The sequence below is a fragment of the Pseudonocardia nematodicida genome (assembly GCF_040105385.1).
GTDB classification, from domain to species: domain Bacteria; phylum Actinomycetota; class Actinomycetes; order Mycobacteriales; family Pseudonocardiaceae; genus Pseudonocardia; species Pseudonocardia nematodicida.
Window position 1 is genome coordinate 123879 of record NZ_JBEDNQ010000013.1, and the last position, 23964, is coordinate 147842.

Here is a 23964-nt window from a genome sequence, read left to right on the forward strand (position 1 = left end):
CGCCGGGAGTGGCGTGCGGGCCCGCGTTGCGTGTGTGACCGGGTCAGGCCGTGGCGAACGCGCCCAGCACCTGGTCGGGCCGGATGCCCGCGAAGTGCCGCTGCCAGATCTCGTAGTAGAGGAACTCCTCCTCCGAGCGCAGCGCCCACGAGTTCTCCGGCTGCTCCGGCACGGACCGGATCTCCCCGGACTCGCGCGCGGCCGCGGCCTTGGTGTCGGCCAGCTCGGCGAGCACGGTGCCGGCACCGGACCCGTCGCCGAACTGCTCCTTGCCCCGCCACAGCAGGTCCTCGGGCAGCCAGCCCTCGAACGCCTCGCGCAGGATCGCCTTCTCCGGGCGGCCGTCGGTGCGCAGCTTCCACTCCGGCGGCAGCGCCAGCGCGGTGCGCACCAGGCCCGAGTCCAGGAACGGCTCGCGGGCCTCCAGACCGAAGTACATCGTGGTGCGGTCGCAGCGCTGCAGGTTCAGGTGGTGCAGCTGCTCCAGCGAGCGGACGAGCTCGGCCTGCAGGGTGTCGGGGTCGGCGTACTCGGGGCCGTGCGTGTAGGAGTAGCCGGCGAACAGCTCGTCGGCACCCTCCCCGGTCAGCACGACCTTGACCTTCTTGGCCGCCTCGCGGGCCAGGATCAGGTTGGGCACCGCGCTGCGGACCAGGGCCGGGTCGTAGTGCTCGATGACCTCGACGGCGTGGTCGAGCGCCTCGTTGATGTCGTCGGCGGACACGATGATCTCGTGGTGGTCCGACCCGATGTGCGCGGCGACCTTGCGGGCCGCGATCAGGTCGCCGGAGTCCTCGGTGCCGACGGCGAAGGTCGGGAGCTGCTCCCCGCGGGCCCGGGCCTCCTGCGCGGCGATGGCCGCGACCAGCGCCGAGTCGAGACCGCCGGACAGGAACACGCCCACGCCGACGTCGGACATCATCCGGCGGCGCACCGCGGCGATGACGGCCTCGCGGACCTGGGAGAGGTCGGCCTCGTCCCAGCCGGGCCGGATCGCCCGGCGGGCCGGGCGGACCTCGACCGGCACCGACTCGGCGAACCGCACCAGGCCGGACGCCGGGCTCCACAGGCAGCCGGGCGGGAACGACTCGACGAAGGGCCGGTCGTCGGCGTCGAACGCGCGCAGCTCGCTGGCGAACAGCACCGTCGCGTTCGGGTCCGGGTTGGTGTAGGGCACGGTGTCCCCGGCCCCGTCGGCGATGTCGCGTGGCGGGATCCAGTACAGCGGCTTGACGCCGAACGGGTCGCGGGCCACCAGCCCGGACCCGTCCTCGCGCCCCATCGCGACGGCGAACATGCCGTTCAGCGAGGCGACCGCGACCTGCCCGTCCCACATCACCGCGTGCAGCGCGGCCTCGGTGTCGGACTTGGTGCGCACCGTCCCCTCGGGGAAGCCCTTGCTGATGCGCTCGTGGTTGTAGATCTCGCCGTTGCCGACGATCCAGGCCGTCTGCCGGGCGTCCGACATCGGCTGGTGGCCGCCACTGACGTCCATGATGGACAGACGCTGGTGTCCGAGCCAGGTGCTGCCCACCACCTGCACGCCCGTGTCGTCCGGCCCGCGGTGCGACACTCTTGCCAGCATCCGCTCGTACTTCTCGGTGTCCTTCGGTGTTCCCACCGCTGTCCCGCCGAAAGCGGCGACGATCCCGCACATGATTCCCATCATCCCATGTCCGGGTGGATACCTCCGGGGACTTCGGCATGATCAAGGTGTGAGTTCGGACGCTGAAAGGCGTTTCCGGCCGTTTCGGGTTTGCCCCGTAGGTCCCGGGTCAATACCGTCGTGACAGGCCGGGGCGGTCCGGCGTCACCACTGCCGATCGCGGATCCTCGCTGTCGACGGACGGCCTCCCCACCCCGGCCGAGGAGCAGGCGCGGCGACGCCGCGTCATGGACCGACCGCGAGGGGCGGAGTCACGTGAGCACGGCAGGGCACGACGAAGGCACGGGCCGGCACAAGGTCGTGATCGTCGGCGGTGGATTCGGCGGCGTCCAGGCGGCCAAGGCGCTCAAGGGCGCGGACGTCGACGTGACCGTCGTCGACCGCACCAACCACCACCTGTTCCAGCCGCTGCTGTACCAGGTCGCCACCGGGATCCTGTCCCCCGGGCTGATCGCGCCCGCGCTGCGCCGGGTGCTCAAGAAGCAGCGCAACGTGCAGACGCTGCTCGCCGAGGTCGGTGAGATCGACCTCGAGGCCAAGGTGGTGCGCGCGGCCGCGCCGGACGGCCAGCGCATCGACCTGCCCTACGACACGCTCGTCGTCGCCGCGGGCGCCACGCACGCCTACTTCGGCCACCCCGAGTGGGCCGAGCACGCGCCGGGCATGAAGACCATCGAGGACGCCCGGCTGCTGCGCAGCCGGATCCTCGGCGCCTACGAGCTCGCCGAGGTCTCGCACGACCCGGCCGAGCAGGCGGCCTACACGACCTTCGTCGTCGTCGGTGCCGGGCCGACCGGGGTGGAGCTCGCCGGTCAGCTCTCCGAGCTGGCCCAGCACGTGCTCCCCCGCGAGTACCGCGCGATCGACACCCGCAAGGCCCGGATCATCCTGCTGGACGCCGCGCCCGCGGTGCTGCCGCCGTTCGCGAAGAAGCTGCAGGACTACACCCGCAGGACCCTCGAGGCCAAGGGCGTCGAGGTCCGGCTCAACACGATGGCGACCGGAATGGACGCCGACTCGATCACCGTCAAGGGCCCGCAGGGCGAGGAGCGGATCACCGCCCGCACCAAGGTCTGGGCGGCCGGGGTGCAGGCCAACCCGCTGGCCGAGCTGCTCGCCAAGGCCTCGGGCACCGAGGTCGACCGGGCCGGGCGGCTGCCCGTCGACCCGGACTGCAGCCTGCCCGGCCACACCGACGTCTTCGCGGTCGGCGACATGGTCTCGACCATCGACCGGCTGCCCGGCGTCGCGCAGGTCGCGATGCAGCAGGGCACCTACGTCGGCAAGCTGATCGCCGCCCGGGCCAAGGGCGACGACACCACCCCGGCGCCGTTCCGGTACTTCGACAAGGGCTCGATGGCCACCATCGGCGCCCGCGAGGCGGTCGCCGACGTCCGTGGCGTCAAGTTCACCGGCTGGCTCGGCTACGTGATGTGGTGCTACGTGCACGTCATGTTCCTGATCGGCTGGGGCAACCGGTTCGGCACGCTCTACAACTGGGTCCGCTCGCTGCGCTACGCGCGCCACCGCGGCCACCGGCTGATCAGCGTCACCGCCTCCTACGACGCCGCGCAGGACGACCGGCACGCCCGTTCGGTCGACTCCGCGCACCCGCACGACCCGGTCGAGCACCGCGGCGACGTCGACCCGCGCGCGGCGGCGGCTCCGGAGGACGGCCCGGCGAGACCCGCGGCGTCGGCCTGAGCCTCTCTCGCACCGCCTGACCTGGGAGGACACACCTGGGTGACGGTGGTGCGGCAGGCGGTCGGCTTTCCGCGCCGAGGGGCCGTCCGACGGTGCGACACGCCCCGGGGATGGGGGTTCCCGCAGGTCGTGCGCATGGTTCTGCCACTCTGTACCGCGATCCGCGATACACAACCGCCCCGCCACGGGGCGCGTGGAACCGAGAGGAGGCGTCAGAGATGGCACTGCCCACCCTGACCCCGGAACAGCGCGCCGAGGCGCTCAAGAAGGCGGCTGCCGCGCGCACCGCCCGCAAGGAGCTCCGCGACAAGATCGCCAGCGGCGAGGAGACCATCCCCGCGGTGCTGGGTCGCGCGAAGACCGACCAGATCGTCGGCAAGACCAAGGTCGCCGATCTCCTGAAGAGCGTCCCGGGCTGGGGCCCGGCGAAGGTCTCGAAGGTGATGGAGGAGGCCGGCATCGACGCCTCGCGTCGTGCCGCCGGTCTCGGCGAGCGTCAGCGCCAGACGCTGATCGAGAAGGTCGGCTGAGTCCTTCCTGCTCCGTGCGACGGCCCGGACCACCGCCTGGTGGCCCGGGCCGTCGCATGTCCAGGGCGGGCGTGGCACGAAGATCGTCTGCTGGCAGGCTGCACGTCCGTGGAGCGTGAGGTCGAGGTCGAGCCCGGGGTGTCGCTGTGGGTCGAGGACCTGCCCGCCGACGGCCCCGCGGCCGGCGTGCCCGCGGTCCTGCTGCTGGCGGACGCGAACACCTCCGGGATCACCTGGCCGGACCGGCTGGTGGCGGCGCTGCGGGCCCGCCACCGGGTGCTCCGCTACGACCACCGGGACACCGGGCGGTCCACGCACGCCTTCGAGGACCACCCCTACGGCGTCGCCGACCTCGCCGCGGACGCGCTGACCGTGCTGGACGCCTGCGGCGTCGAGCGGGTGCACGCCGTCGGCGCGGGGATGGGCGGAACGCTGGTCCAGCTGCTGGCCCTGGACGCACCCGAGCGGCTGGCGAGCGCCTCCCTCGTGGTCTCCACCGCCCTCCCGGCGGCCTCCGGTCCCGAGCCGCTCCTGCCCGCCCCGTCGGTCGAGATCCGGCGGATGTGGCAGGAGATGGCGGACCCGCGCGACGAGCGCGTCGAGCTGGCGTGGCGGGTCGAGTACCGGCGACGGCTGGCGGGCCCGGCCGCGCCGTTCGACGCCGCCGACGCCGAGGCGCTCGAGCGCCGGGTGCTGGCGCACTCCGGGCGGGTCGAACCGGCCACCGCGCACACCGAGGCCGACCCGGCCGGGACCGGCCGCGGCGACGAGCTGGGCACCATCGCGGTGCCGACCCTGGTCGTCGAGGGGCCCGAGGACCCGGTGCACCCGCCACCGCACGCCGCGTACCTGGCCGAGCGGCTCGCGGGCGGCCGGAGCGCCCCACCCGTCCGGCTGGTGTCGGTCGAGCACATGGGCCATGTCCCGGTGCCCGCGGTACTGGATCCGCTGGCCGCGGTGCTCCTGGCCCACCTGGCCGAGACCGCTCCCCCACCGGCGGCCCGTCAGCCGACCCAGCGGTAGCGGCGTTCCGGGCGGCCGGTGCCGCCGTAGCGCAGCCGGACGGTCACCGCCCCGGTCGAGACGAAGTGTTCGAGGTAGCGGCGCGCGCTGACCCGGGACAGCGCCGTGGCCTCCGCGCACTCGGACGCCGACAGATCGCGGTCCGGCTCGCCGGTGTGCTCGCGCAGGGTGCCGGCCACCAGCTCCGCGGTCGGCGTCGTCAGCCCCTTCGGCATCCGCTCCGGGCCACCGGCCGGTACGGCGGGCGCCGGGCCGGGCCCGCCGAAGAGCCGGTCGATGTCGGACTGTCCGCGGACCCGGTCCAGGTCCCGCCGGGTGCGCGCCACCCGGTCGAGCTGCGCGGCCAGCGCAGCCGAGTCGAACGGCTTGACCAGGTAGTGCATCGCCCCGCCGTGCAGGGCCGCCGCGATCGTGTCCGGGTCGTCGGCCGCGGTCACGACGAGCACGAACGGGTCGTCGGCCGCCCCGGTGCGCAGGCCGCGCAGCACCTCGATGCCGGAGCGGTCGGGCAGGTAGACGTCGAGGAGCACCAGGTCCGGCCGGAGCCGGCCGGCGAGCTCGAGGGCTTCGGCGCCGGTGTGCGCGACCCCGACCACGGTGGCGCCGGGCGCCCGTTCCACGTAACCGGAGTGCACGGTCGCGACCATGAAGTCGTCGTCGACCACCAGCACCCTCATCGCAGCACCTCCTCACCGGCTCCGGCGGGGGCCGCTGTCACCAACGGCAGGGTCGCCACGAACACCGCGCCGGCGCCGGTGCCCGCCTCCTGCACGGTGATCGTGCCACCGCGACGCAGGCAGGCCTGCCGGGCCAGGGCCAGGCCGATCCCGCGGCCCCCGATCTCGGCCGCCTTCGTGCTGAACCCGGCCCGGAACACCTCCTCGGCCAGCTCGGAGGCCACCCCGGGACCGGAGTCGCGGACCTCGACCCACACCTCGCCGTCGTCCCCGCCGTCCACGGCACCGCCGCCGGCCAGGCCGATCTCCACCCGGCGCTCGCCGTCGCGGGAGGCCGCCGCGTCGATCGCGTTGTCGATCAGGTTGCCCAGCACTGTCACCAGGTCCGCGGACAGGTCGGGATCGCGCTCGGGCGGCGTCGGCTCCAGCCGGGAGTCCGGGTCCAGCGCCAGCACCACCCCGCGCTCGGCCGCCTGGCTGTTCTTCGCGACCAGCAGCGCCGCCGTCGCCGGGTCCCCCACCCGGGCCGACACCTCGCGCCGCCACCCCTCCGAGGCCGCGACGATCCCGGCGACGAACCGCTGCACCTCGTCGTGCTCGCCGAGCTCGGTCAGCCCGGCGATGGTGTGCAGCCGGTTGGAGAACTCGTGGGCCTGCGCGCGCAGCGTGTCGGTGACCGTGTGCGAGGTGTCGAGCCGGTGCTGCAGGGTGGTCAGCTCGGTGCGGTCCCGGAGGGTGACCACCGCACCCACCTCCCGCCCGGCCACGCGGACCGGCATCCGGTTCAGCACCAGCGCCCGGTCCTCGCGCAGCACCAGCTGGTCCTCGCCGGCGGCGGCCCCGGTGAGCACCTCGCGCAGCCGCTCGTCGAGACCGAGGTCGCCGACGTGGTCACCGGGGCGCGTACCGGGCAGCTCCAGGAGCTCGCGGGCGACCGGGTTGAGCAGGGTGATCCGGTCGGCGGTGTCCAGTCCGACGACCCCCTCCTTGATCCCCAGCAGCATCGCCTCGCGGCGCTGCACCAGCTCGACGATCTCGGCCGGCTCCAGGCCGAGGGTCTGCCGGCGGACCCGGCGGGCCAGCAGCAGCGATCCGGCGACGCCGACGCCCAGTGCCAGCCCGAGCAGCGCGAACGTCTCCGCGCGGGCCGCGGCCAGCGACTCGAACGGCGACGGCGCCCGGATGCCGGCCGACACCAGCCCGGCCACCGCGCCCCGGTCGTCGATCACCGGGACCTGGGCGACGACGCCGCGCCCGTCCGGATCCCCGACCCAGGCCCGGCCGGCCGGCGCGGTGCTGTCGCCGGGGTCGAACGGTTCACGGTCCCGGGCCGGGTCCGGTGAGGTGCGTACGACCAGGTCCCGGTCGACGATCTCGATGCCGTCCGCCCCGGACAGGTTCTCGGCGCTGCGCGCGAACGCCGGCAGCAGGTCGTACCGGCCGCTCGCCAGGGCGGAGCGCACGGTGGGGATGGACGCGACGTCCTCGGCGACCGAGAGCATCCGGCGGCCCTGGGTCTCCCGGAACGACTCCGCGGACTGCACCGCGGCGAGCGCGGCGACCGCCCCGAGCAGCACGACGACGACCACGAGCTGCCACACCAGGAACTGGCGTGCCAGCGATCCTCCGGTCCCGCGCCGTCGCACCGGCACAGCGTAGGCGGTGCGATGCGCCGGCCCGCGCCGCTTCTCGCCCCCGCTCCGACGTCGATCGCCCCGGCCCCGGCCGCTCCGACCGCGCCCGCTCACCGGACCGGCGTCTGCTCATGCGATGGCGTGAGCGTTGCCGAGTCCGGTGAGCGTCCCGGCAGCGGGCACGGCCGCGCGCGGCGGGCCACCTCGCAGACGCCACAGCACCTGCGAGGTCACCGAGAGGCCTGCGAGGTGGGGCGGAACCGACTCGCTCCATCCGTCGCACGCTCACCGGATCGGCCTCGTGTGGGCAGCGGGGCTGAGCAGACGGAGCCGGGCGGGTGGGGGGGGTCGGCGGGGACCGGGGCGGGGCGCAGACTCGGTCGGCGCAGATGCGCATCGACGACGGGCGGGACACGGGACCATGGACCGGACGACGACGCGGCGCCGGGCGTCGCTGCTCGCGCTGCTGCTGGTGGCCGCGCTGCTCGCCGCGGGCTGCGGGGCCGGCGGCGCGGACGACCAGGTCCGCGGGCTGCGGATGCTCGTCCCCAACTCCCCCGGCGGCGGGTTCGACGTCACCGCCCGCAGCGCCGCGCGGGCGCTGGAGGACACCGGCCTGACCGGCCCGGTCGAGGTGTTCAACCTGCCCGGAGCGGGCGGCGTCGCCGGCGTCGGCCGGCTGGTCGGCGAGGCGGGCGACGACCGGCTCCTGATGAGCATGGGCCTCGGCGTCGTCGGCGCGGTCGCCTCGCACGGCGCCCCGGTGACGCTGGCCGACACCACGCCGATCGCGCGGCTGGTCTCGGAGAGCGAGATCGTCGTCGTGCGGTCCGACGCGCCGTACCGGGACGTGCACGACCTCGTCGACGCCTGGCGGGCCGACCCCGATGCGGTGACGGTCGGCGGCGGCTCCACACCGGGCGGGCCGGACCACCTGACCACGATGGCGCTGGCCGGTGGGGTCGGGCTCGACGAGTCCGGGGTGCGCTACGTCAGCCACGACGGCGGCGGCGCGCTGCTGGCCGCGCTGCTCGGCGGCGAGGTCGACGCCGCCGTCTCGGGGACCGGTGAGTTCGCCGACCAGATCGCGTCCGGGGCGCTCCGGGTCCTCGCGGTCACCGACGACGACCGGGTGCCCGGCCTCGACGCGCCGACCCTGCAGGAGACCGGGATCGACGTCGTGTCGACGAACTGGCGCGGCCTCGTCGCGCCACCGGGCCTGTCCCCGCAGGCCCGCGAGGAGCTGGTCGCGGTGGTCGCGCGGCTGCGCGGGTCCCCGGAGTGGGCGGAGGTGCTGCGGACCAACGGGTGGCAGGACGCGTGGCTGCCGGGCGACGAGTTCGGCGCCTTCGTGACCGCCGAGACGACCCGGGTGGAGCGGGTGCTGACCGAGCTCGGGCACGACCGGGAGGCCGGGGACGGTTGACAACCCGTCGCTCCGCGCGTTCGGTGAGACGCGTGGTCGTCTTCCTGCTGACCCGCCGCCGCCACGTCGACAACCACGTCGTCGTGAGCCAGGCCTGTCGTTGACCCGCTGATCACCAGGTCCCGCACCACCCCTCTCCGTCGCGCGCGCCCCTCGGGTGTGCCCGAGACGTGCCCGACGACCGATCACCGGGAGCCTCCGTGCCCGACATCGACATCGACACCGACCACCGGACCGACGAGCCGCTGCGGTTCGCCTACTGGGTCCCCAACGTCTCCGGCGGCCTGGTCACCTCGACCATCGAGCAGCGCACCGACTGGGGCTACGACTACAACGTCCGGCTCGCGCGCACCGCCGAGGCCAACGGCTTCGACTACGCGCTGTCCCAGATCCGCTACATGGCCAGCTACGGCGCCGACCACCAGCACGAGGCCACGAGCTTCTCGCTGGCCCTGGGTCTGGCCACCGAGCGGCTGAAGGTCATCGCCGCCGTGCATCCCGGGCTGTGGCAGCCGGCCGTGCTCGCGAAGTGGATCGCGACCGCCGACCACCTCACCGGCGGCCGGATCGCGGTCAACGTGGTGTCCGGCTGGCTGAAGGACGAGTTCACCTCGATGGGCGAGCCCTGGCTCGAGCACGACGAGCGCTACCGCCGCACGAACGAGTTCATCCGGGTGCTGCGCGAGATCTGGACCGCCGGTGACGGCGGCGCCGAGTTCCGCGGCGACTTCTACCGGGTGCACGGCTTCGACCTGAAGCCGAAGCCGGTCGAGGTCCCCGGACGGCCGCATCCGGAGATCTTCCAGGGCGGCAACTCGACCGCGGCCCGGCGCAACGGCGGGACGGTGTCGGACTGGTACTTCTCCAACGGCAAGGACTACGACGGCTTCAGCGAGCAGGTCCACGAGGTCCTCGGGCACGCCGCGACGGCCCCCCGTCTGCGGCCGGTCCGCTTCGGACTGAACGGCTTCATGATCGCCCGGGACGCCGAGCGGGAGGCCCACGAGACCCTGCGCGAGATCATCGCCAAGGCGAACCGCCCGGCCGTCGAGGGTTTCCGGGCCGCCGTCCAACAGGCGGGCAACGCGACCGGCGACGGCCGGGGTATGTGGGCGGACTCGGAGTTCGACGACCTCGTCCAGTACAACGACGGGTTCCGCACCCGGCTCATCGGGACGCCGGAGCAGATCGCCGACCGCGCGATCGGGTACAAGCGACGCGGCGCGAACCTGCTGTTGCTGGGGTTCCTGCACTTCCAGGAGGAGGTCGAGTACTTCGGCGCGAAGGTCCTGCCGATCATCCGGGAGAAGGAGGCCGAGCTCGCCCGCGCGCGGCAGCACGCCACGGTCTGAGCCGGCCGCCACCCGTGGGCCGTGGGCCGGCGATCAGAGGATCGCGGCCCGCAGACCCTCGGCGTGGTCCCGGGCCCAGGCCGCGACGCTGGTGCCCGGCCGTCCGGTGACCTCCTCGACGATCCGGTTCGGCGCCGGCTCGGCGTCGTGCAGGAACCCGAGGATCGTGTGCACCACCATGCCGGCCTCGTCGGCGCCCATCGACGGCTCCAGCGCGGCGACGGCCTCGTCCGGGGTGACCTGCTCGAACCCGATCGGCACGCCGGTGGCATCGGCGAGCGCGGCCACCCACTCCCGGCGGGAGACGGCCTCCGGCCCGGTCAGCGGGTAGGCCTTCCCGGCGTGTCGCCCACCCTCGATCAGCGCGACGGCCGCGACCTCGGCGATGTCGGTCATCGCGGTCGGGGTGCTCGCCAGGTCCGGCCACGGCTCGCGCACGACCCCGGTGGCCTTGATCTGCGGCAGCCACATCCGGCCGTTCTCGACGAAGTCGGCCGGCCACAGGTGGGTCCAGGCCGCGGCGCCGTCCTCGACGGCCCCGCACACCGACCCCCACCAGCTCTCCGGCTCCCCGGACAGGTCGACGACGTGCTCCACCCCCGCCGCGGTGGCCCGGGCGACGACCTCGGCGGCGGTGTTCTCGTCCGGCGCCAGGTACATCGCGCGGACGCCGTCGAACACCCCGTCCAGCGACGACGGCCGGCGCACCGACCCGCGGACGGCCTCCACACCGTCCGGCAGCGCCGCCCGGGCCGGGTCGACGGTCAGTGCGCGCACCGGGCCCGCACCGCGGGCGACCAGGTGGTCGACGACCATCCGGCCGATGTTGCCGGTGGCTCCGGTGACCAGGATCGTCATGCGTTCTCCTCTTCCCGTGGGCGACCTCCAGATCACCGTACAGCGTACCGAGTACGGTCGCACGGTCCGGACACACGACGACGCCCACCCCGGGAGACCGGGACGGGCGTCGTCGTCGTGGAGTCGTCGTGGAGCCGGTGTCAGCCGACCTTGCTGTCGTCGCGCGCCGCAGCGCCGCCCCGCAGCCGCGGGAGGAACCGGCCGGTCCGCGCGCGGTACGCGGCGTACTCGTCGCCGAGGGCGGTGCCCAGCCCCGGCTCGTACACCCGGCGGGCCTGGATCTGGACGGCGACGAGGATCAGCACCCCGGCGAGCACCCCGAGCAGGGTCGGGGCCATGAACAGCATCCCGGCGCAGCCCACGATCAACCCGGTGAGCGCGGGGTTGCGCACCCGCCGGTGCAGCCCGCCGGTGGCCAGCACCGGGCGCCGGGCGGCGTCCGGGTCACCGGCCGCGGCGGCCCCGGCCTCGGCGGCCGACCGTCGCCAGACCGTGCCCAGCTGCAGCAGCGAGACCGCGACGACCGCGAACCCGAGCAGCAGCAGACCGGCCCCGACCACGGCGACGCCCGGCCGGGACAGCACCGAGATCGGCTCGAGCACGTCCAGGGCGACCAGCAGCGGGGCGACGAAGCCCAGCGCCGCGGCGAGGACGAACAGGGTGCGCGCCCACCAGGCGGGGCTGCCCGGGGTGCGGGCGATCTCGAGCCGGCGCTCACCGCGCGCGCGGTGTGCCCGCCGCCGCGCCCAGGCCCCGACGCCGACGGCGGCCAGGCCGAGCAGCAGCGCGGCCCAGCCCGCGCCCCGGTGGCCGACCTCGGCGGCGACCCGGGCCCAGGCGTCGTCGCCCCAGACCTGCGGGACGGCCTCGACGAACAGCCAGCCGCCGAACACGAAGAACATCACCGACGCGCCGATCGCGATGACCCGCTCGGGGAGCTTCTGGCCGAGCTTGCGGCCGATGACGATGGCCATCGCGTCGGCGGCGACCATGCCCAGCGTCGAGCCGAGCCACACGCCGAACCAGCCGTACTGGGTGGCCAGGGTGATGGTGGCGAGCATGGTCTTGTCGCCCAGCTCGGCCAGGAAGAAGGCCACCGTGACGGCGATGACGGCCGACTTCCCGGCCCGCGCGGCCTTGCGTTCCTCGTCGTCGGACAGCGAGTCCCCGCGCAGGGTCCACGCGCCGAAGACTCCGAAGGCCAGCGCGGCGACCAGGGAGATCCAGCCGGTGGGGAGCGTCGCGCCCAGGCCGTAGCCGACGGCGACCGACACCAGGTGGGTCACCGAGGTGGCGATCGTGATGCCGATCAGGACCGGGACCGCGTTGAAGCGGGTCGCGAACGTCAGCGCCATGAGCTGGGACTTGTCCCCCAGCTCGGCCACGAAGATGACGCCGAAACTGACCGCGAACGCGATCAGGAATCCGTTCATGTCCATCCCTCGATCTCGCGCCGGACCGAGGTGGAAACGGGAGTAGCTCGATCCGGCTCATCCGGATCGAAGGTCTCGCTCGCCTGGTGGTGGACAGGCCGCTGCACCCGGGCCGGTCGACGAGGACCGCGCCAGTATGTCGAGCGCAGCGTTGGGAGCTACTCCCCTTCGCGTGCGTCGATCACGGTACCGCATCGTGCCGCCGGTGTTCGAGGCCCGGCACCGGATCCGCGCGTGTGACCGCGCCCACGTCCGCTGCCTCCCCAGTTCTGTCCATTCGTGATCTCGGCACCTCACCGAGCCGCTATGTTCCCGCCGTGGTGTGGATCGGGATCATCCTCGTGCTGCTCGGTGCCGGCTGCTTCTACGGCGCCGTGCACACCCAGCGGCGGGTGCACGCGATGATGGCGGCGGAGACGCTCTCGGTGCCGGAGCTGCTGGAGCAGGCGGGCATCGCGGCGGAGCTGAACGGCGGGCCCGGGAGGTTCCGGAAGGTGTGCGAGGTCGTCGGGGAGACCGCCCCGGCGCCGGTCGGCGTCCTGCGCTCGGAACTGACCGGCACCGAGTGCGTCTGGCACTCGCACCGGGTGGAGCGCCGTTACGAGAGCCGTGACCGGGACAGCGAGGGCCGTACCCGGACCACGACGAGGACCGAGACCGTCTCCGAGCGCACCTCCCCGCACGGCTGGCCGCTGCTGCGTGACGGCCACACGATCGGCATCGACCACGGCGGGCGGCGCCCGGACCCCGTGGAGCAGGTCCTCGACCGTTTCGAACCGTCGGACGAGCAGCGCGGCTTCTTCGACCGGGGCGACCGGACGCTCGGTTACCGCCACCAGGAGTGGGTGCTGCGGACCGGGGTGCCGATGTACGTCCTGGGGGAGGTCGACGACCGGGACGGCCCCCTGATCATCCGGCCGCCGGCGGACACGACGCAGCCGTTCGTGCTCTCCACGCGCACCGAGGAGGAGCTGACCCGGTCCGACCGGCAGACCCAGCGGTGGTGGGCCCGCGGCGGAGCGGTACTCGTGGTGCTCGGCCTGGCACTGACGGTGGGCGGCGTCCTGACCTGAGCGCGCGCCGCGTCGTCGCACATCGAACGCGCGCCGGATTCCCAGCGCGGTCACAGGGTCGTCTCAGGCTCGCGACGCACAGTACGTCCATGACCGAACACCGGCCGGGCCAGGACGAGCCCCACGCCACGTCGCCCGACGGCGGCCCCGCCGGGGATCCGGTCCAGGACCCGATCCGGCCCGATCCGCGTACGCAGGGCGCGCACGCCGAACCCGCCGGCGAGCAGGAGGCGGCGACCACCATGACCGACACCGACCACCGGAACCAGCAGCCGCCGGAGTGGGCGACCAGGACGTACCCGTCGGTCCCCGCGCACGGCGCCGGCGCCCCGCCGACCTCGGTGTACCCACCGTTCCCGCCGCAGACCGGCGGTGGCCGGCACGGCGGGTCGACGCCGCCGCGGCGCCGCGGCGCCGGGCTGGTGGCGGTCGCGCTGGCCGCCGGTCTGATCGGCGGCGGTGTCGGCTTCGGCGGCGCGTACGCGGTGTTCGAGAACGGGTCCGGCACCGCGGCGACGCTGACCAGCAGCGCCGCCCCCGGCACACCGGCCACACCGGCCGACGGGACGGTCGCGGGCGCGGCCGCCGCCGTCACCCCCAGCACCGTCGACATCCAGGTCCGCGGTGCGCAGGGCACCGCGGAGGGCTCCGGCGTGATCCTCACCGCGGACGGCGACGTGCTCACCAACAACCACGTCGTCGCCGGTGCCGGTGGCGGCGGGCAGATGACCGTGACCCTCGCCGACGGCTCGCAGCACTCGGCCACGGTGGTCGGCACCTCCCCCAGCTACGACCTCGCCGTGATCAAGCTCGACAACGTGTCCGGCCTGAAGGCGGCCACGCTCGGCGAGTCGAACGACGTCCAGGTCGGCGAGGAGGTCGTCGCGATCGGCTCGCCGCAGGGCCTGTCCGGCACGGTGACCGCCGGCATCGTCAGCGCACTGAACCGGACCGTCACCGCGGGCGGCGAGAACAACGAGGCCCCGGTCGTCTACAACGGACTGCAGACCGACGCGCCGATCAACCAGGGCAACTCCGGCGGGCCGCTGACCAACCTGGCCGGGCAGGTCGTCGGCATCAACTCGGCGATCGCGACGAGCGGGCAGAACGCCGGCTCGATCGGCCTCGGCTTCGCGATCCCGGTGGACACCGCCAAGCGGGTCGCCCAGGAGCTCATGTCCGACGGTGTGGCGACCAAGCCGCAGCTCGGCGTCCAGGGATCGGTGACCGGCGCCGGAGCGGGTGCCGACCGGGCGGCCGGTGGCGGCGCGGAGATCGCGTCGGTGCAGCCGGGCTCCGCGGCGGCGAACGCGGGACTCGCGGCCGGCGACGTCGTCACCCGGGTGAACGAGTACCCGGTCTCCAGCTTCGCCGACCTGATCGCCCGGGTCGGCAACTTCGCCCCCGGCCAGCAGGTCACGCTGACCGTCGGCAGCGGCGAGGGCGCCCGGCAGGTCCCGGTGACCCTCGGCAGCGTCCGGGACGACCAGGCGGCGAACGCCCAGAACGGCTCGCAGAGCAGCCCGCTCGAGCCCGGTCAGGGCGGTCAGCCCGGGCAGGGCGAGGGCGGCCAGGGCGGCGGCCTGCCGTTCGGGTTCAGCCCCTTCGGCGACGGGAACTGACCCGGCCCGCCCTTCGTTCACACCATCGACGGCCCACACTCTCCGGCCGGACGCGGCTCCATCCCTCCCGCCGCGTCCGGCCGGACCCTTGTCGGCCAGGGTCCGGCTCAGGCGTTGCCCAGCACCCGGTCGACGGCGATCTCCAGCACCACCCGCTGCGGGTTGACCCGCGGTTCCTTGTACTCGGCGGCGTAGCGACGCTCGGCGTCGTGCACCACGGCCGGGTCGTCCCGGACGAACGCGACGCCCTCCAGCGTCGACCACGTGCGGCCCTCCACCAGCGAGACGGCGACCCGGGCACCGCCCGGTCCGGCCGCGACGACGTTGCGGGCCTTCTGCGAGCCCGCGCTGCAGATCACCCGGGCGATCCGCTCCCCGACGTCGACGGTGACCCCGACCGGCACCGCGTGCGGGGTGCCGTCCCGCCGCGGGGTCACGAGGGTGCACGGGCGGCGCTCCGACCAGAGCTCGACGAACCGGTCGGAGACGCCGTCGGCGAGGGATCGGCGAGAAGTCATGGGTCCATCCTCGCCACCCGGACGCGTGCGCACCGCCCGGCACGCCGACGCCCGCGGTGACCGGTCGCAACCCCACCCGGTGGTGCGACTCCCGTCCGGGTGACACGTCTACCGATCTTGAGAGGGTCTCGCTTCACTCTCCGCTGTCGCCACGGGCGCCCCATTCGCCCCGGCGGTCACATCGAACACGTTCGTCACAGGGAGTGGATCCATGACCGCACGCTCGCTCACCCGCCGCACCGGGACCGTCGCCGCCGCGCTGATGCTGGCCGGGTTCGCCGCCCTGCCGCTGGCCGGCGCGGCGGCCGCCGCCGAGCAGTACCCCGGGGCGGGGACCGCGGCGCCGCACGCCCAGCAGCAGGACCCCGACCCGTCGGCGCCCGACGACATCAGCATCGGGACCGACGGGAACGCCGCGTCGGCCTCGAGCACCTCGACCGTCCGGACCGGCGAGGGGTCGGCCGGATTCGTCGATCTGGACTGCGCGGACCTCACCCGGGCCCAGGCGCAGGCGCTGCTGGAGGCCGACCCGACCGACCCGCACGGCCTCGACCGCGACAACGACGGGCTCGCCTGCGAGCGCAACGGCGTCCCCGAGACCACCGCGACCGAGAACAGCGGCGCGGTCGGGAACAGCGGCGCGGCCGGGAACAGCGGCGCGGCCGAGGCGGCCGGGTACGGGTCCGGCCAGGTGCTCGCCGTGCCGGAGGGCGGGGTCGAGGCCGGGGACGGCTCGGGCGCCGGCGGCGCGCCGGACGCGTCCGCGTTCGTCCTGGCCGGCACCGGGGCCGTGCTCGCCGCGGGTGCCGGGGTCGCGGTGTGGAGCGGTCGGCGGTCGGGCCGGGCCGCGGCGCTCCCGGGCCGTCACACCGGCCACGGTGCGGGCCGGGTGTGACGTGCCTGCCGCCCGGCAGGACCTCGGGTGGCGCGGCGCGCGGTGGCGGCGGGCGGTCGTCGCGATGGCGGTGACCGGGGTGGTGCTGACCGTCCCGTCCGCGCTGCCGCCGGCCGCTCTCGGCGGGACGGTCGCGCCCGTCCCGACCACGACGACCCGTCCGGCCGCCGCACCGCTGCCGGAGGCGACCCCGGTCCGGGTGCGTGCGACGGCGATCGGACTGGACAGCCCGACCGTTCCGCTCGGGCTCGACGACGCGGGGGCGCTGGACGTCCCGGTCGGTGCCGCGAGCACCGGGTGGTACGCGGGCGGCCCCGTACCGGGGGCCCGCGGCCCCGCGGTGCTCACCGCGCACGTCGACTGGGACCGGGAGCCGGGACCGTTCTTCCGGCTCGGCGAGCTGACCCCCGGGGACCTGGTGCGGGTGGACCGCGCCGACGGCAGCGTCGCGACGTTCGAGGTGCAGGCCGTGCGCCGGCACCCGAAGGAGCGGTTCCCCACCACCGAGGTCTACGGCGACCTGCCGGTGGCCGGGCTGCGGCTGATCACCTGCGGGGGTGGGTTCGACCGGGTGGCGCGCAGCTACTCGGACAACGTCGTCGTCCATGCCGCGCTGGTCGAGCCGGGCCGCGGTCCGGTGTAGACGCCCCGCGGCCGGGCCCGTGGGCCGGGCTCGGCGTACTCCTCGAGCGCGTGCGCCACCCAGCCCACGGTCCGGGCGACGGCGAACACCAGCTCACCGGCGTCCGATCGCAGGTCGTGGGCGAGCATCAGGGCGGCGAGCGCGAGATCGATGTTCGGGGCCGGGCCGTCGCCGCGGGCCAGCCCCTCGGTCAGCGCGTCGACGGCGGCCAGGGCCCGTTCCGCGGCCGGGTCACCGCGCAGCACGGCGAGCAGCTCGACGGCCCGCGGGTCCGGTCCGGTGTAGACGCCGTGGCCGAACCCCGGTACCCGCTCGCCGGCCCGCAGCCGTTCGGCCAGGGCGGCGTGCGGGTCCTCGAGCGCGCCGGCGAGGAACCGGTACGCGAGCCCGCTGGCCAGGCCGTGCCGCGGGCCGTCGAGGGCGCCGAGGCCGGCCGAGACCACGGCGTGCACGTCCGCCAGGGTGCCCGCCGCGACCCGGGCGGCGACGGTCGAGGCGGCGAGGCCGTGGTCGGCGAGCAGCACCAGGGCGGTGCCCACCCGGTCCGGGCCCGCCCCCGGGTCCGCGGACGGGTCGCGGGCGAGCGCGGGCCACAGCCGCGCGGCGAGCCCCTCCCCCTCGGCCTGACGATCCGCGCCGAGCGGCACGTCCCGTGCCCCCGGATCGGGGTCGGCGACACGGGACGTGCCACTCGACGGGCGCGCCGCCGTGTCGTCCGGCCCGGCCCCGTCGGCCAGGGCGGCGACGACCGTTCCCAGCAGGCTCGCGGCGGTCCGGGTGACCGCGGCGGCACCGACGTCGGCGCGCAGCGGGTCGGCCGCGGCCAGCGCCGCGACCGCGAGCCGGAACCGGTCGGTGCCCCGCGCCCCGGCGGGCAGTGCGGCCAGCGCGGACCGGACCACCGGCAGCAGACCGGGGTCGGGGTCGAACGCGACCGGCCCCGGCGCCTGCCAGAGCAGCCCGGCGACGTCGGCCAGCGTGCCCCCGGCCCGGGCGATCTCGCCTGCGGGCACGCCGCGGTAGTACGGGCCGCCGTCGGCCACGAGTGTGACCCGCGTCCTGATCCGCTCCACCGCCCCGGACGGGTCCCCGGCCTCGCGGCCGCGCCCGGCGAGCGCCTCCACCTCGTCCTGGGCGAACCGGCTCCCCCGTCGCTGCGCACCGCGCACGCTGGTCAGCAGCCCGCGGCTGGCATAGGCGTAAACCGTCTCGCGCTTCACACCGAGCCGCTCCGCGGTCTCGGCGACCGTCAGGTACTCCACCTCGTGGACCGTATCAACATTGACCGCATCAATATTGACAACGACGGTCGCCCGCGCGCACGGTCCGCCCATGACCACCATCGAGAGCACCGTCCCGCCGGTCCCACCGGGCCTGCGCGGCGTGGCCGTCACCACGACCGGGATCGGCGACGTCCGCGGGGACGAGGGCTTCTACCACTACCGCCAGTACTCCGCCGTCGACCTGGCCCGCAGCCGGACCTTCGCCGACGTCTGGCACCTGGTCGCCCGCGGGACACTCCCCGGCCGGGAGGCGGGCGCGCGGTTCGCCGCCGACGTCGCCGCCCGCCGGGCCCTGCCGGACGCGCTGGCCGCCGCGCTGCCGGTGATCGCCGGTGCCTGCCGCGACGACCTGCTCGCCGGACTGCGGACCGCACTGTCGATGCTCGGCCCGCTGCGCGGCATGCGGCCGATCTGGGACGCCGGCCCGGACCGCGGTGCCGACGACGCGCTCACCGTCTGCGCGGCGACCCCGACCGTGCTCGCCGCGCTGCACCGGCTGCGCGCCGGGCTCGACCCGGTGCCGCCGCGCGCCGACCTCCCGGCCGCCGCGAACTGGCTGTGGATGCTCACCGGCGACGAGCCCGCCCCGGCGCACACCCGCGCGGTCGACGCCTACCTGGTGAGCACGCTCGACCACGGGTTCAACGCCTCCACCTTCACCGCCCGGGTGGTCGCCTCGACCGGTGCCGACGTCGCGTCCTGCGTGGCCGCCGCGCTCGGCGCGTTCGCCGGCCCGCTGCACGGCGGCGCGCCGGACCGCGCGCTGGAGTCCCTGGACGCGATCGACCGGGACGCCGGCGGCTCGCCGGAGCGCTGGGTGGCCGACCGGCTCGCCGCCGGGGAACGGATCATGGGGTTCGGGCACGCCGTCTACCGCGGCCCGGACCCGCGCACCGCACTGCTGCGCGAGGTCGCCGAGCAGCTCGGCGGCCCGCTGCCCGCGCGCGCCGCCGACGTCGAGCGGAGGGTCGCCGCGACGCTCGCCGAGCTGCGCCCGGACCGGCCGCTGCACGCGAACGTCGAGTTCTACGCCGGCGTCGTGATGGCGGGCTGCGGCATCCCGCGGCACATGTTCACGCCGACGTTCGCGACCAGCCGCGTCGTCGGGTGGTGTGCGCACGTGCTGGAGCAGGCGGCGCAGCGGCGGCTGATCCGGCCGTCGGCGACCTACGTCGGGCCACCGGCGCCCCAGCCGGTCCCGGATCCGTCGTGACGGCCTGAATCAGCGCGGGTCCGCGCGGGTGTCCCGGCGGATCGGGTGGTCCGCCGGGATCTGGACCAGGACGATGCGGGTGCCGTCGGGGTCGGCGACCCACATCTCGTGCAGGCCCCACGGTTCCTGTGCCGGCTCGCGCAGCACCGGGACGCCGGCCGCGGACAGCTCGGCGTGCGCGGCGTCGAGGTCGCGCACCTGCAGCCACAGGCGCAGCCCGCCGGCGTCCGGCGCGACCTCGCCGGCGCCGGTGTCCGGGGCCCCGGAGGGACGCGCCGACACCTCGAGGAACCCGCTGCCCAGGAAGAACACGGTCCCGCCGGGGAACTCCCGGGAGATCGCCAGTCCGAGCGTGTCCCGGTAGAAGGCGACCGCGGCGGCGGGGTCGGCGGGCCGGAGGATGGCGCGGCTGGCGAGGATCTCCACGGCGTCGCACCGTAGTCGCCCGGGTATGCGGGTCCCGCACCGCGGCGAGATGCATTGCATTGACAAGATCCTCACTTGCCGGGCGCGCGCGGCCGTGCTCATCTGGAGGAGCACCATCGGTTTCTCCTCGACATGTCACGGAGGTCGTGTGTCACGGGACGCGACGCCAGCCCGCCCGCTCGTCGCGATCACCGTCCTGGCCTCGTGCGGCGTGCTCGTCTCCCTGCTGCAGACGATGGTCGTCCCGTTGCTGCCGCAGTTCCCCGCGCTGCTCTCGGTCAGCCCTGCGACGGCGTCCTGGCTGATCACCGCGAACCTGATCGCCGGCGCCGTCTCCGCGCCGGTGTTCGGCCGGCTCGGTGACATGTACGGCAAGCGCCGGATGCTGCTGGTGGCCCTGGGCATGATCGCGGCCGGTTCGCTGCTCGGCGCGCTCACCACGGACATCGTGTTCCTGCTGGTCGCGCGGGTCCTGCAGGGCGCGGCCTTCGGGGTGATCGCGCTGGGGATGAGCCTGATGCGCGACGTGCTCCCCCCGGAGCGGATCGGATCGGGTGTCGGCCTGATGTCGTCGTCGCTCGGGTTCGGGGGCGCGATCGGGCTGCCGCTGACCGGGGTGGTCGCCCAGTTCGCGGACTGGCGGTGGCTGTTCGCGGGGACCGCGGCGATGGCGGTGCTGCAGCTGCTGCTCGTGGGCCGGCTGGTGCCGGAGTCCGGGTCGCGTCCCGGCGGGCGGTTCGACGTCGTCGGCGCACTGGGGATCGGTGGCGCGCTGGTCTGCGTCCTGCTCGGGGTGTCCAAGGGCAACGAATGGGGCTGGACGTCGCCGCTCGTGCTCGGCCTGGCCATCGCGGCGGTACCCCTGATCGGCGTCACCGGGTGGCACCAGCTGCGCACCAGCGCGCCCCTGATCGACCTCCGGGTGTCCGCCCGGCCGACCGTGCTGCTGCCGAACCTCGCCTCGGTGCTCCTCGGTTTCGCCATGTTCGCCGGCTTCCTGCTCACCCCGCAGATCCTGCAGGCACCGGTCGACACCGGTTACGGCTTCGGGTTCTCGCTGGTCGCCACCGGGATCGCCCTGCTGCCGATGGGCGGCATGATGGTGGTGTTCTCGACGGCGTCGGCCGCACTGTCGCGGGCCCGTGGCCCCCGCACGACGGTGCTGCTCGGCACGCTCCTGCTGGGGTCCGGCAACTTCGCGTTCGCCCTGATCCCCGGGACGGTGTGGCTGCTCGTGGCCGCGTCCACGGTCACCGCGATCGGCGCCGCGCTGGCCTTCTCGGCGATCCCGCTGCTGATCATGCGGGCGGTCCCGCCGACGGGGACGGCCGCGGCGAACAGCCTGAACACCCTCGCCCGCCAGCTCGGGACGAGCTCGTGCGCGGCGGTGGTCGCCGCGGTGGCGACCGCGTTCCTGCACGACGGCGGACCGCTGCCCTCGGCGACCGCCTACACGATCGCGTTCGCCGCGGCCGGCACCGCGGGCCTGCTGGCGACGGTGCTGGTCGTCCTCACCCCGGCCGCCCGCCCGGTGCGGGCGGACGCCGCCGAGCCGGTCGCCGCCGGCTGAGAGGCCCCGGCGGGCACCGCCGCGTCGAGCCGACCTCCGCTCCACAATGGACACGGCTGCGTGCCGCCCGCGGACGGCCACGACGGCCCGGACCCGCCGGGCGGCCGTCCCGCGCTGCGGCGTGCATGTGCACGCCCCGGGGACGCCCCCGTCGCGATGATGATCATTCTACTGTGGACAGTATATGGTCGCCCACCTGCGGAAATGCCGCAACAGAATGCGAACCAGCGGGTACGACCGACCGGTAACATTCTCGCCGGTAACAGTCCGAGTTGACCGACTTTCCGTGAGGGCGCACACTTCGACCACTCATCACATTCCGATCGTGGCCGTCCACCTATACCGTTGCAGGCACCGCATCCGACCCGATCACCCGGCCTGAAGCACGCGTCCGGCCAGGTGATTCCGCCGCCGGCCGCACCGGCCCCAGGAGGTCGCCCATGAAGCCGTTCGTGGTCAACAACCACGGCCGTCTGGTCTTTCCCGCCAATTTCCTCGCCGAGCTCGATTTCTCGGTGATCGACGACCTCGAACAGTTCACCGCAATCGTCGGCCGCGATTTCGAGGCGAAGGCCCCGACCGGGACCGAGATCCTGGAGCGGATCACCTCCGGCAGCTACGAGAGCCGGTTCGGGCTGCTGCGCGACATGAGCCAGAACCTGTTCTGGGTCAACCGGTTCTCCATGACGATGTTCGAGAAGCGGCCCACCCGGTGGCGGGACCTGCCACGGCAGCGCGGCGACGTCTACCTGCCCGTCCTGACCCCGTGGGAGGACGGCGACAAGAAGGTGCGCGCGGTCCGGGAGGCGTTCGCGTCGCTGCCGCCCACCTGGGACGACGGGACCGAGAAGAAGATCTTCGACATCCTCTTCGACGTGTTCGGGCACCGGCGGCACCACGCCACCGAGCTGCCCGCGCTCAAGCCGACCGTCGCGGAGTTCCTGGACACCCCGGGCGCACGGACGTTCGTCGTGCCCGGCCACGACCCGGACTACCCGGTGTACTCCTTCAACGAGATCCTCGACGCGCACGCCGAGCGGCCCGAGCTCGAGGCGCTCACCCGGTGGGCGATGGTGCTGCACAACCAGTACCCGTGGAACCGCGCCGCCACCGAGCTGCGCACCGCCGACGAGATCGGCGACGACGACCACGTCATCGCCTTCCACCCGCGCAACCGCGACGTCGCCGCGTTCCTGGACCGCGCCCGGGGTGCCCGCCCGGCCCGCCGCGGCCGGGTCTCGGTCCAGGCCGACCCGGTCGCCCCGCAGACGCCGCTGCCCCCGGTCCGGGTCCGCGAGGCCTTCCGGGTGCAGCCGAAGGTCGAGGCGGTGGCCGTCGTCCGCGGTGAGCACGTCTGCTCCAACACCGACGTCGTGCGGAACTCGGCGTTCTCCTGGTCCCCGATGAGCGCCGAGGAGATCTCCGCCAAGACCGGGATCGACCAGCGTCGCTACACCGAGCTCGACATCGAGGACCTGGCGTGGTCGGCCGCGGTCCGCGCGCTGGAGCACTCCGGGCGGGGCCCGGAGGAGATCGGCGCCGTGCTCGTCGCCACCTGCACCAGCGAGCGGCTGATCCCGTCGCTGTCGACCTGGCTGTCCGGCCGGCTCGGGCTGCTCCAGACGCACTGCTCGGCCGACATCGTCGCCGCCTGCGCCGGGCTGCCCTACGGGCTCGCCGAGGCCGTCCGGCAGCTGCAGGAGGTGGACCGGCCGGTGCTGCTGGTCTGCGTGGAGAAGTTCTCCGACAAGATCGGCAACGTCCGGACCTCCCGGATGATCTTCGGGGACGGCGCCGCGGCGATGGTGATCTCGCCCGCCCCGGCCGGCGAGCCCGGCGACGTCGACCTGCTGCAGACCTACGCGTCGGGCCCGGTCTCCGAGGTCAACTCGATCATCTGGCCGAACCCGGACTTCGACAACGACATCACCGTCTACGGGCCCGAGGTCAAGGCGCTGGTGTCCCGGTACCTGGACCAGATGATCTCCGAGCTCGGCGAGCAGCCGGGTCCGGACGGCACCGGGTCGATGCTGGACGCGATCGACCTGATCGTCCCGCACCAGGCCAACAAGACCATGATCCTGCAGCTCGCCGGGAAGGCCGGACTCTCGGCGGACCAGCTGTACTTCGACATCGAGCGGATGGGCAACGTCTCCGCGGCGTCGATCCCGATCGCGATGTTCGACGCCGTCGCCGACGGCGCCGTCACCGGCCGCACCCGGGTCTTCGCCCCGGGGTTCGGCGCCGGAGCGGTCGGCGGCTACGCCGTGCTCGAGGTCGATCCCGCGGTCATGGCACCCGAGGTCGTCCTCGACCCGGCCGCCGGCGCGCGGCCTCCCGCCGAGGCCGTCGCGGCCCCCACGACGGACGACGTACGCATCGCGTTCGGCGAGTAGCAGGATGGGCCCTGACCGACCG

At 74.5% G+C, this 23964-nt stretch carries 20 protein-coding genes; 12 read left to right on the forward strand and 8 right to left on the reverse strand.

What is annotated here, in order from left to right; translation table 11 throughout:
- Positions 1-43 precede the first annotated feature (43 nt).
- Positions 44-1621, reverse strand: coding sequence for an asparagine synthase-related protein (locus tag WIS52_RS27135; protein ID WP_349301228.1), 1578 nt, complete (start codon positions 1619-1621; stop codon positions 44-46).
- A gap of 165 nt (positions 1622-1786) precedes the next feature.
- Between WIS52_RS27135 and WIS52_RS27140 the strand changes: the two genes are divergently transcribed.
- The 3 genes from WIS52_RS27140 (at position 1787) to WIS52_RS27150 (ending at position 4923) form a co-directional block, all read left to right on the forward strand.
- Positions 1787-3370, forward strand: a complete 1584-nt coding sequence (locus WIS52_RS27140; RefSeq protein WP_349301229.1) for an NAD(P)/FAD-dependent oxidoreductase — start codon at positions 1787-1789, stop codon at positions 3368-3370.
- 218 nt (positions 3371-3588) lie between these two features.
- On the forward strand, positions 3589-3900 hold the full coding sequence (mihF, locus tag WIS52_RS27145; protein WP_349301230.1) for an integration host factor, actinobacterial type: 312 nt from the start codon (positions 3589-3591) through the stop codon (positions 3898-3900).
- 108 nt (positions 3901-4008) lie between these two features.
- Positions 4009-4923 (forward strand): alpha/beta fold hydrolase, encoded by a 915-nt coding sequence (locus WIS52_RS27150; protein ID WP_349301231.1) that lies wholly within the window; start codon positions 4009-4011, stop codon positions 4921-4923.
- Here WIS52_RS27150 and WIS52_RS27155 read toward each other — a convergent pair.
- Together WIS52_RS27155 and WIS52_RS27160 are read right to left on the reverse strand one after the other, a co-directional pair.
- Positions 4905-5600, reverse strand: coding sequence for a response regulator (locus WIS52_RS27155; protein ID WP_349301232.1), 696 nt, complete (start codon positions 5598-5600; stop codon positions 4905-4907). The two genes, WIS52_RS27150 and WIS52_RS27155, sit on opposite strands and share 19 nt — an antisense overlap.
- Complete coding sequence (locus WIS52_RS27160) at positions 5597-7246, reverse strand: sensor histidine kinase (RefSeq protein ID WP_349301233.1); 1650 nt, start codon at positions 7244-7246, stop codon at positions 5597-5599. The genes WIS52_RS27155 and WIS52_RS27160 overlap by 4 nt, the downstream gene beginning before the upstream one ends.
- Positions 7247-7655: 409 nt before the next feature.
- On the opposite strand from WIS52_RS27160, the gene WIS52_RS27165 reads away from it, so the two are divergent.
- Both WIS52_RS27165 and sfnG read left to right on the forward strand, forming a co-directional pair.
- The gene (locus WIS52_RS27165) at positions 7656-8660 is read left to right on the forward strand and encodes a Bug family tripartite tricarboxylate transporter substrate binding protein (protein ID WP_349301234.1); all 1005 of its coding nucleotides are present in this window, start codon (positions 7656-7658) and stop codon (positions 8658-8660) included.
- A 209-nt stretch (positions 8661-8869) separates the two neighbouring features.
- The gene (sfnG, locus tag WIS52_RS27170) at positions 8870-10012 is read left to right on the forward strand and encodes a dimethylsulfone monooxygenase SfnG (RefSeq protein WP_349301342.1); all 1143 of its coding nucleotides are present in this window, start codon (positions 8870-8872) and stop codon (positions 10010-10012) included.
- Positions 10013-10045: 33 nt separating this feature from the next.
- Here sfnG and WIS52_RS27175 read toward each other — a convergent pair whose 3' ends face one another.
- Positions 10046-10870: an NAD(P)H-binding protein gene (locus WIS52_RS27175; RefSeq protein WP_349301235.1), complete on the reverse strand. Its 825-nt coding sequence runs from the start codon at positions 10868-10870 to the stop codon at positions 10046-10048.
- 140 nt (positions 10871-11010) lie between these two features.
- Positions 11011-12303 carry a TMEM165/GDT1 family protein gene (locus tag WIS52_RS27180; RefSeq protein WP_349301236.1) on the reverse strand — a complete coding sequence of 431 codons (1293 nt, stop codon included), beginning with the start codon at positions 12301-12303 and terminating at the stop codon, positions 11011-11013.
- Between the two features lie 317 nt (positions 12304-12620).
- Between WIS52_RS27180 and WIS52_RS27185 the strand changes: the two genes are divergently transcribed.
- Positions 12621-13376: an E3 ubiquitin ligase family protein gene (locus WIS52_RS27185; RefSeq protein WP_349301237.1), complete on the forward strand. Its 756-nt coding sequence runs from the start codon at positions 12621-12623 to the stop codon at positions 13374-13376.
- Positions 13377-13465: 89 nt separating this feature from the next.
- Complete coding sequence (locus tag WIS52_RS27190; protein WP_349301238.1) at positions 13466-14998, forward strand: S1C family serine protease; 1533 nt, start codon at positions 13466-13468, stop codon at positions 14996-14998.
- A gap of 107 nt (positions 14999-15105) precedes the next feature.
- Here the strand turns inward: WIS52_RS27190 and WIS52_RS27195 are convergent, their stop codons facing one another.
- Complete coding sequence (locus tag WIS52_RS27195) at positions 15106-15516, reverse strand: pyridoxamine 5'-phosphate oxidase family protein (RefSeq protein WP_349301239.1); 411 nt, start codon at positions 15514-15516, stop codon at positions 15106-15108.
- A gap of 211 nt (positions 15517-15727) precedes the next feature.
- On the opposite strand from WIS52_RS27195, the gene WIS52_RS27200 reads away from it, so the two are divergent.
- A complete protein-coding gene (locus WIS52_RS27200; protein ID WP_349301240.1) occupies positions 15728-16411 on the forward strand; it encodes an excalibur calcium-binding domain-containing protein in 684 nt (227 codons plus the stop codon).
- A gap of 1 nt (position 16412) precedes the next feature.
- Complete coding sequence (locus WIS52_RS27205) at positions 16413-17054, forward strand: class F sortase (RefSeq protein ID WP_349301241.1); 642 nt, start codon at positions 16413-16415, stop codon at positions 17052-17054.
- Here the strand turns inward: WIS52_RS27205 and WIS52_RS27210 are convergent.
- Positions 16994-18316 carry a citrate synthase gene (locus tag WIS52_RS27210; RefSeq protein WP_349301242.1) on the reverse strand — a complete coding sequence of 441 codons (1323 nt, stop codon included), beginning with the start codon at positions 18314-18316 and terminating at the stop codon, positions 16994-16996. The genes WIS52_RS27205 and WIS52_RS27210 overlap by 61 nt on opposite strands.
- Positions 18317-18386: 70 nt before the next feature.
- Between WIS52_RS27210 and WIS52_RS27215 the strand changes: the two genes are divergently transcribed.
- Positions 18387-19550, forward strand: a complete 1164-nt coding sequence (locus WIS52_RS27215; protein ID WP_349301243.1) for a citrate/2-methylcitrate synthase — start codon at positions 18387-18389, stop codon at positions 19548-19550.
- Between the two features lie 9 nt (positions 19551-19559).
- Here WIS52_RS27215 and WIS52_RS27220 read toward each other — a convergent pair whose 3' ends face one another.
- Positions 19560-19976, reverse strand: a complete 417-nt coding sequence (locus WIS52_RS27220) for a VOC family protein (RefSeq protein ID WP_349301244.1) — start codon at positions 19974-19976, stop codon at positions 19560-19562.
- A gap of 148 nt (positions 19977-20124) precedes the next feature.
- On the opposite strand from WIS52_RS27220, the gene WIS52_RS27225 reads away from it, so the two are divergent.
- A complete protein-coding gene (locus WIS52_RS27225) occupies positions 20125-21546 on the forward strand; it encodes an MFS transporter (RefSeq protein WP_349301245.1) in 1422 nt (473 codons plus the stop codon).
- Between the two features lie 440 nt (positions 21547-21986).
- Entirely contained in the window at positions 21987-23942 is a 1956-nt protein-coding gene (locus WIS52_RS27230) for a 3-oxoacyl-ACP synthase III family protein (RefSeq protein ID WP_349301246.1), read from the forward strand.
- Positions 23943-23964: the final 22 nt, after the last annotated feature.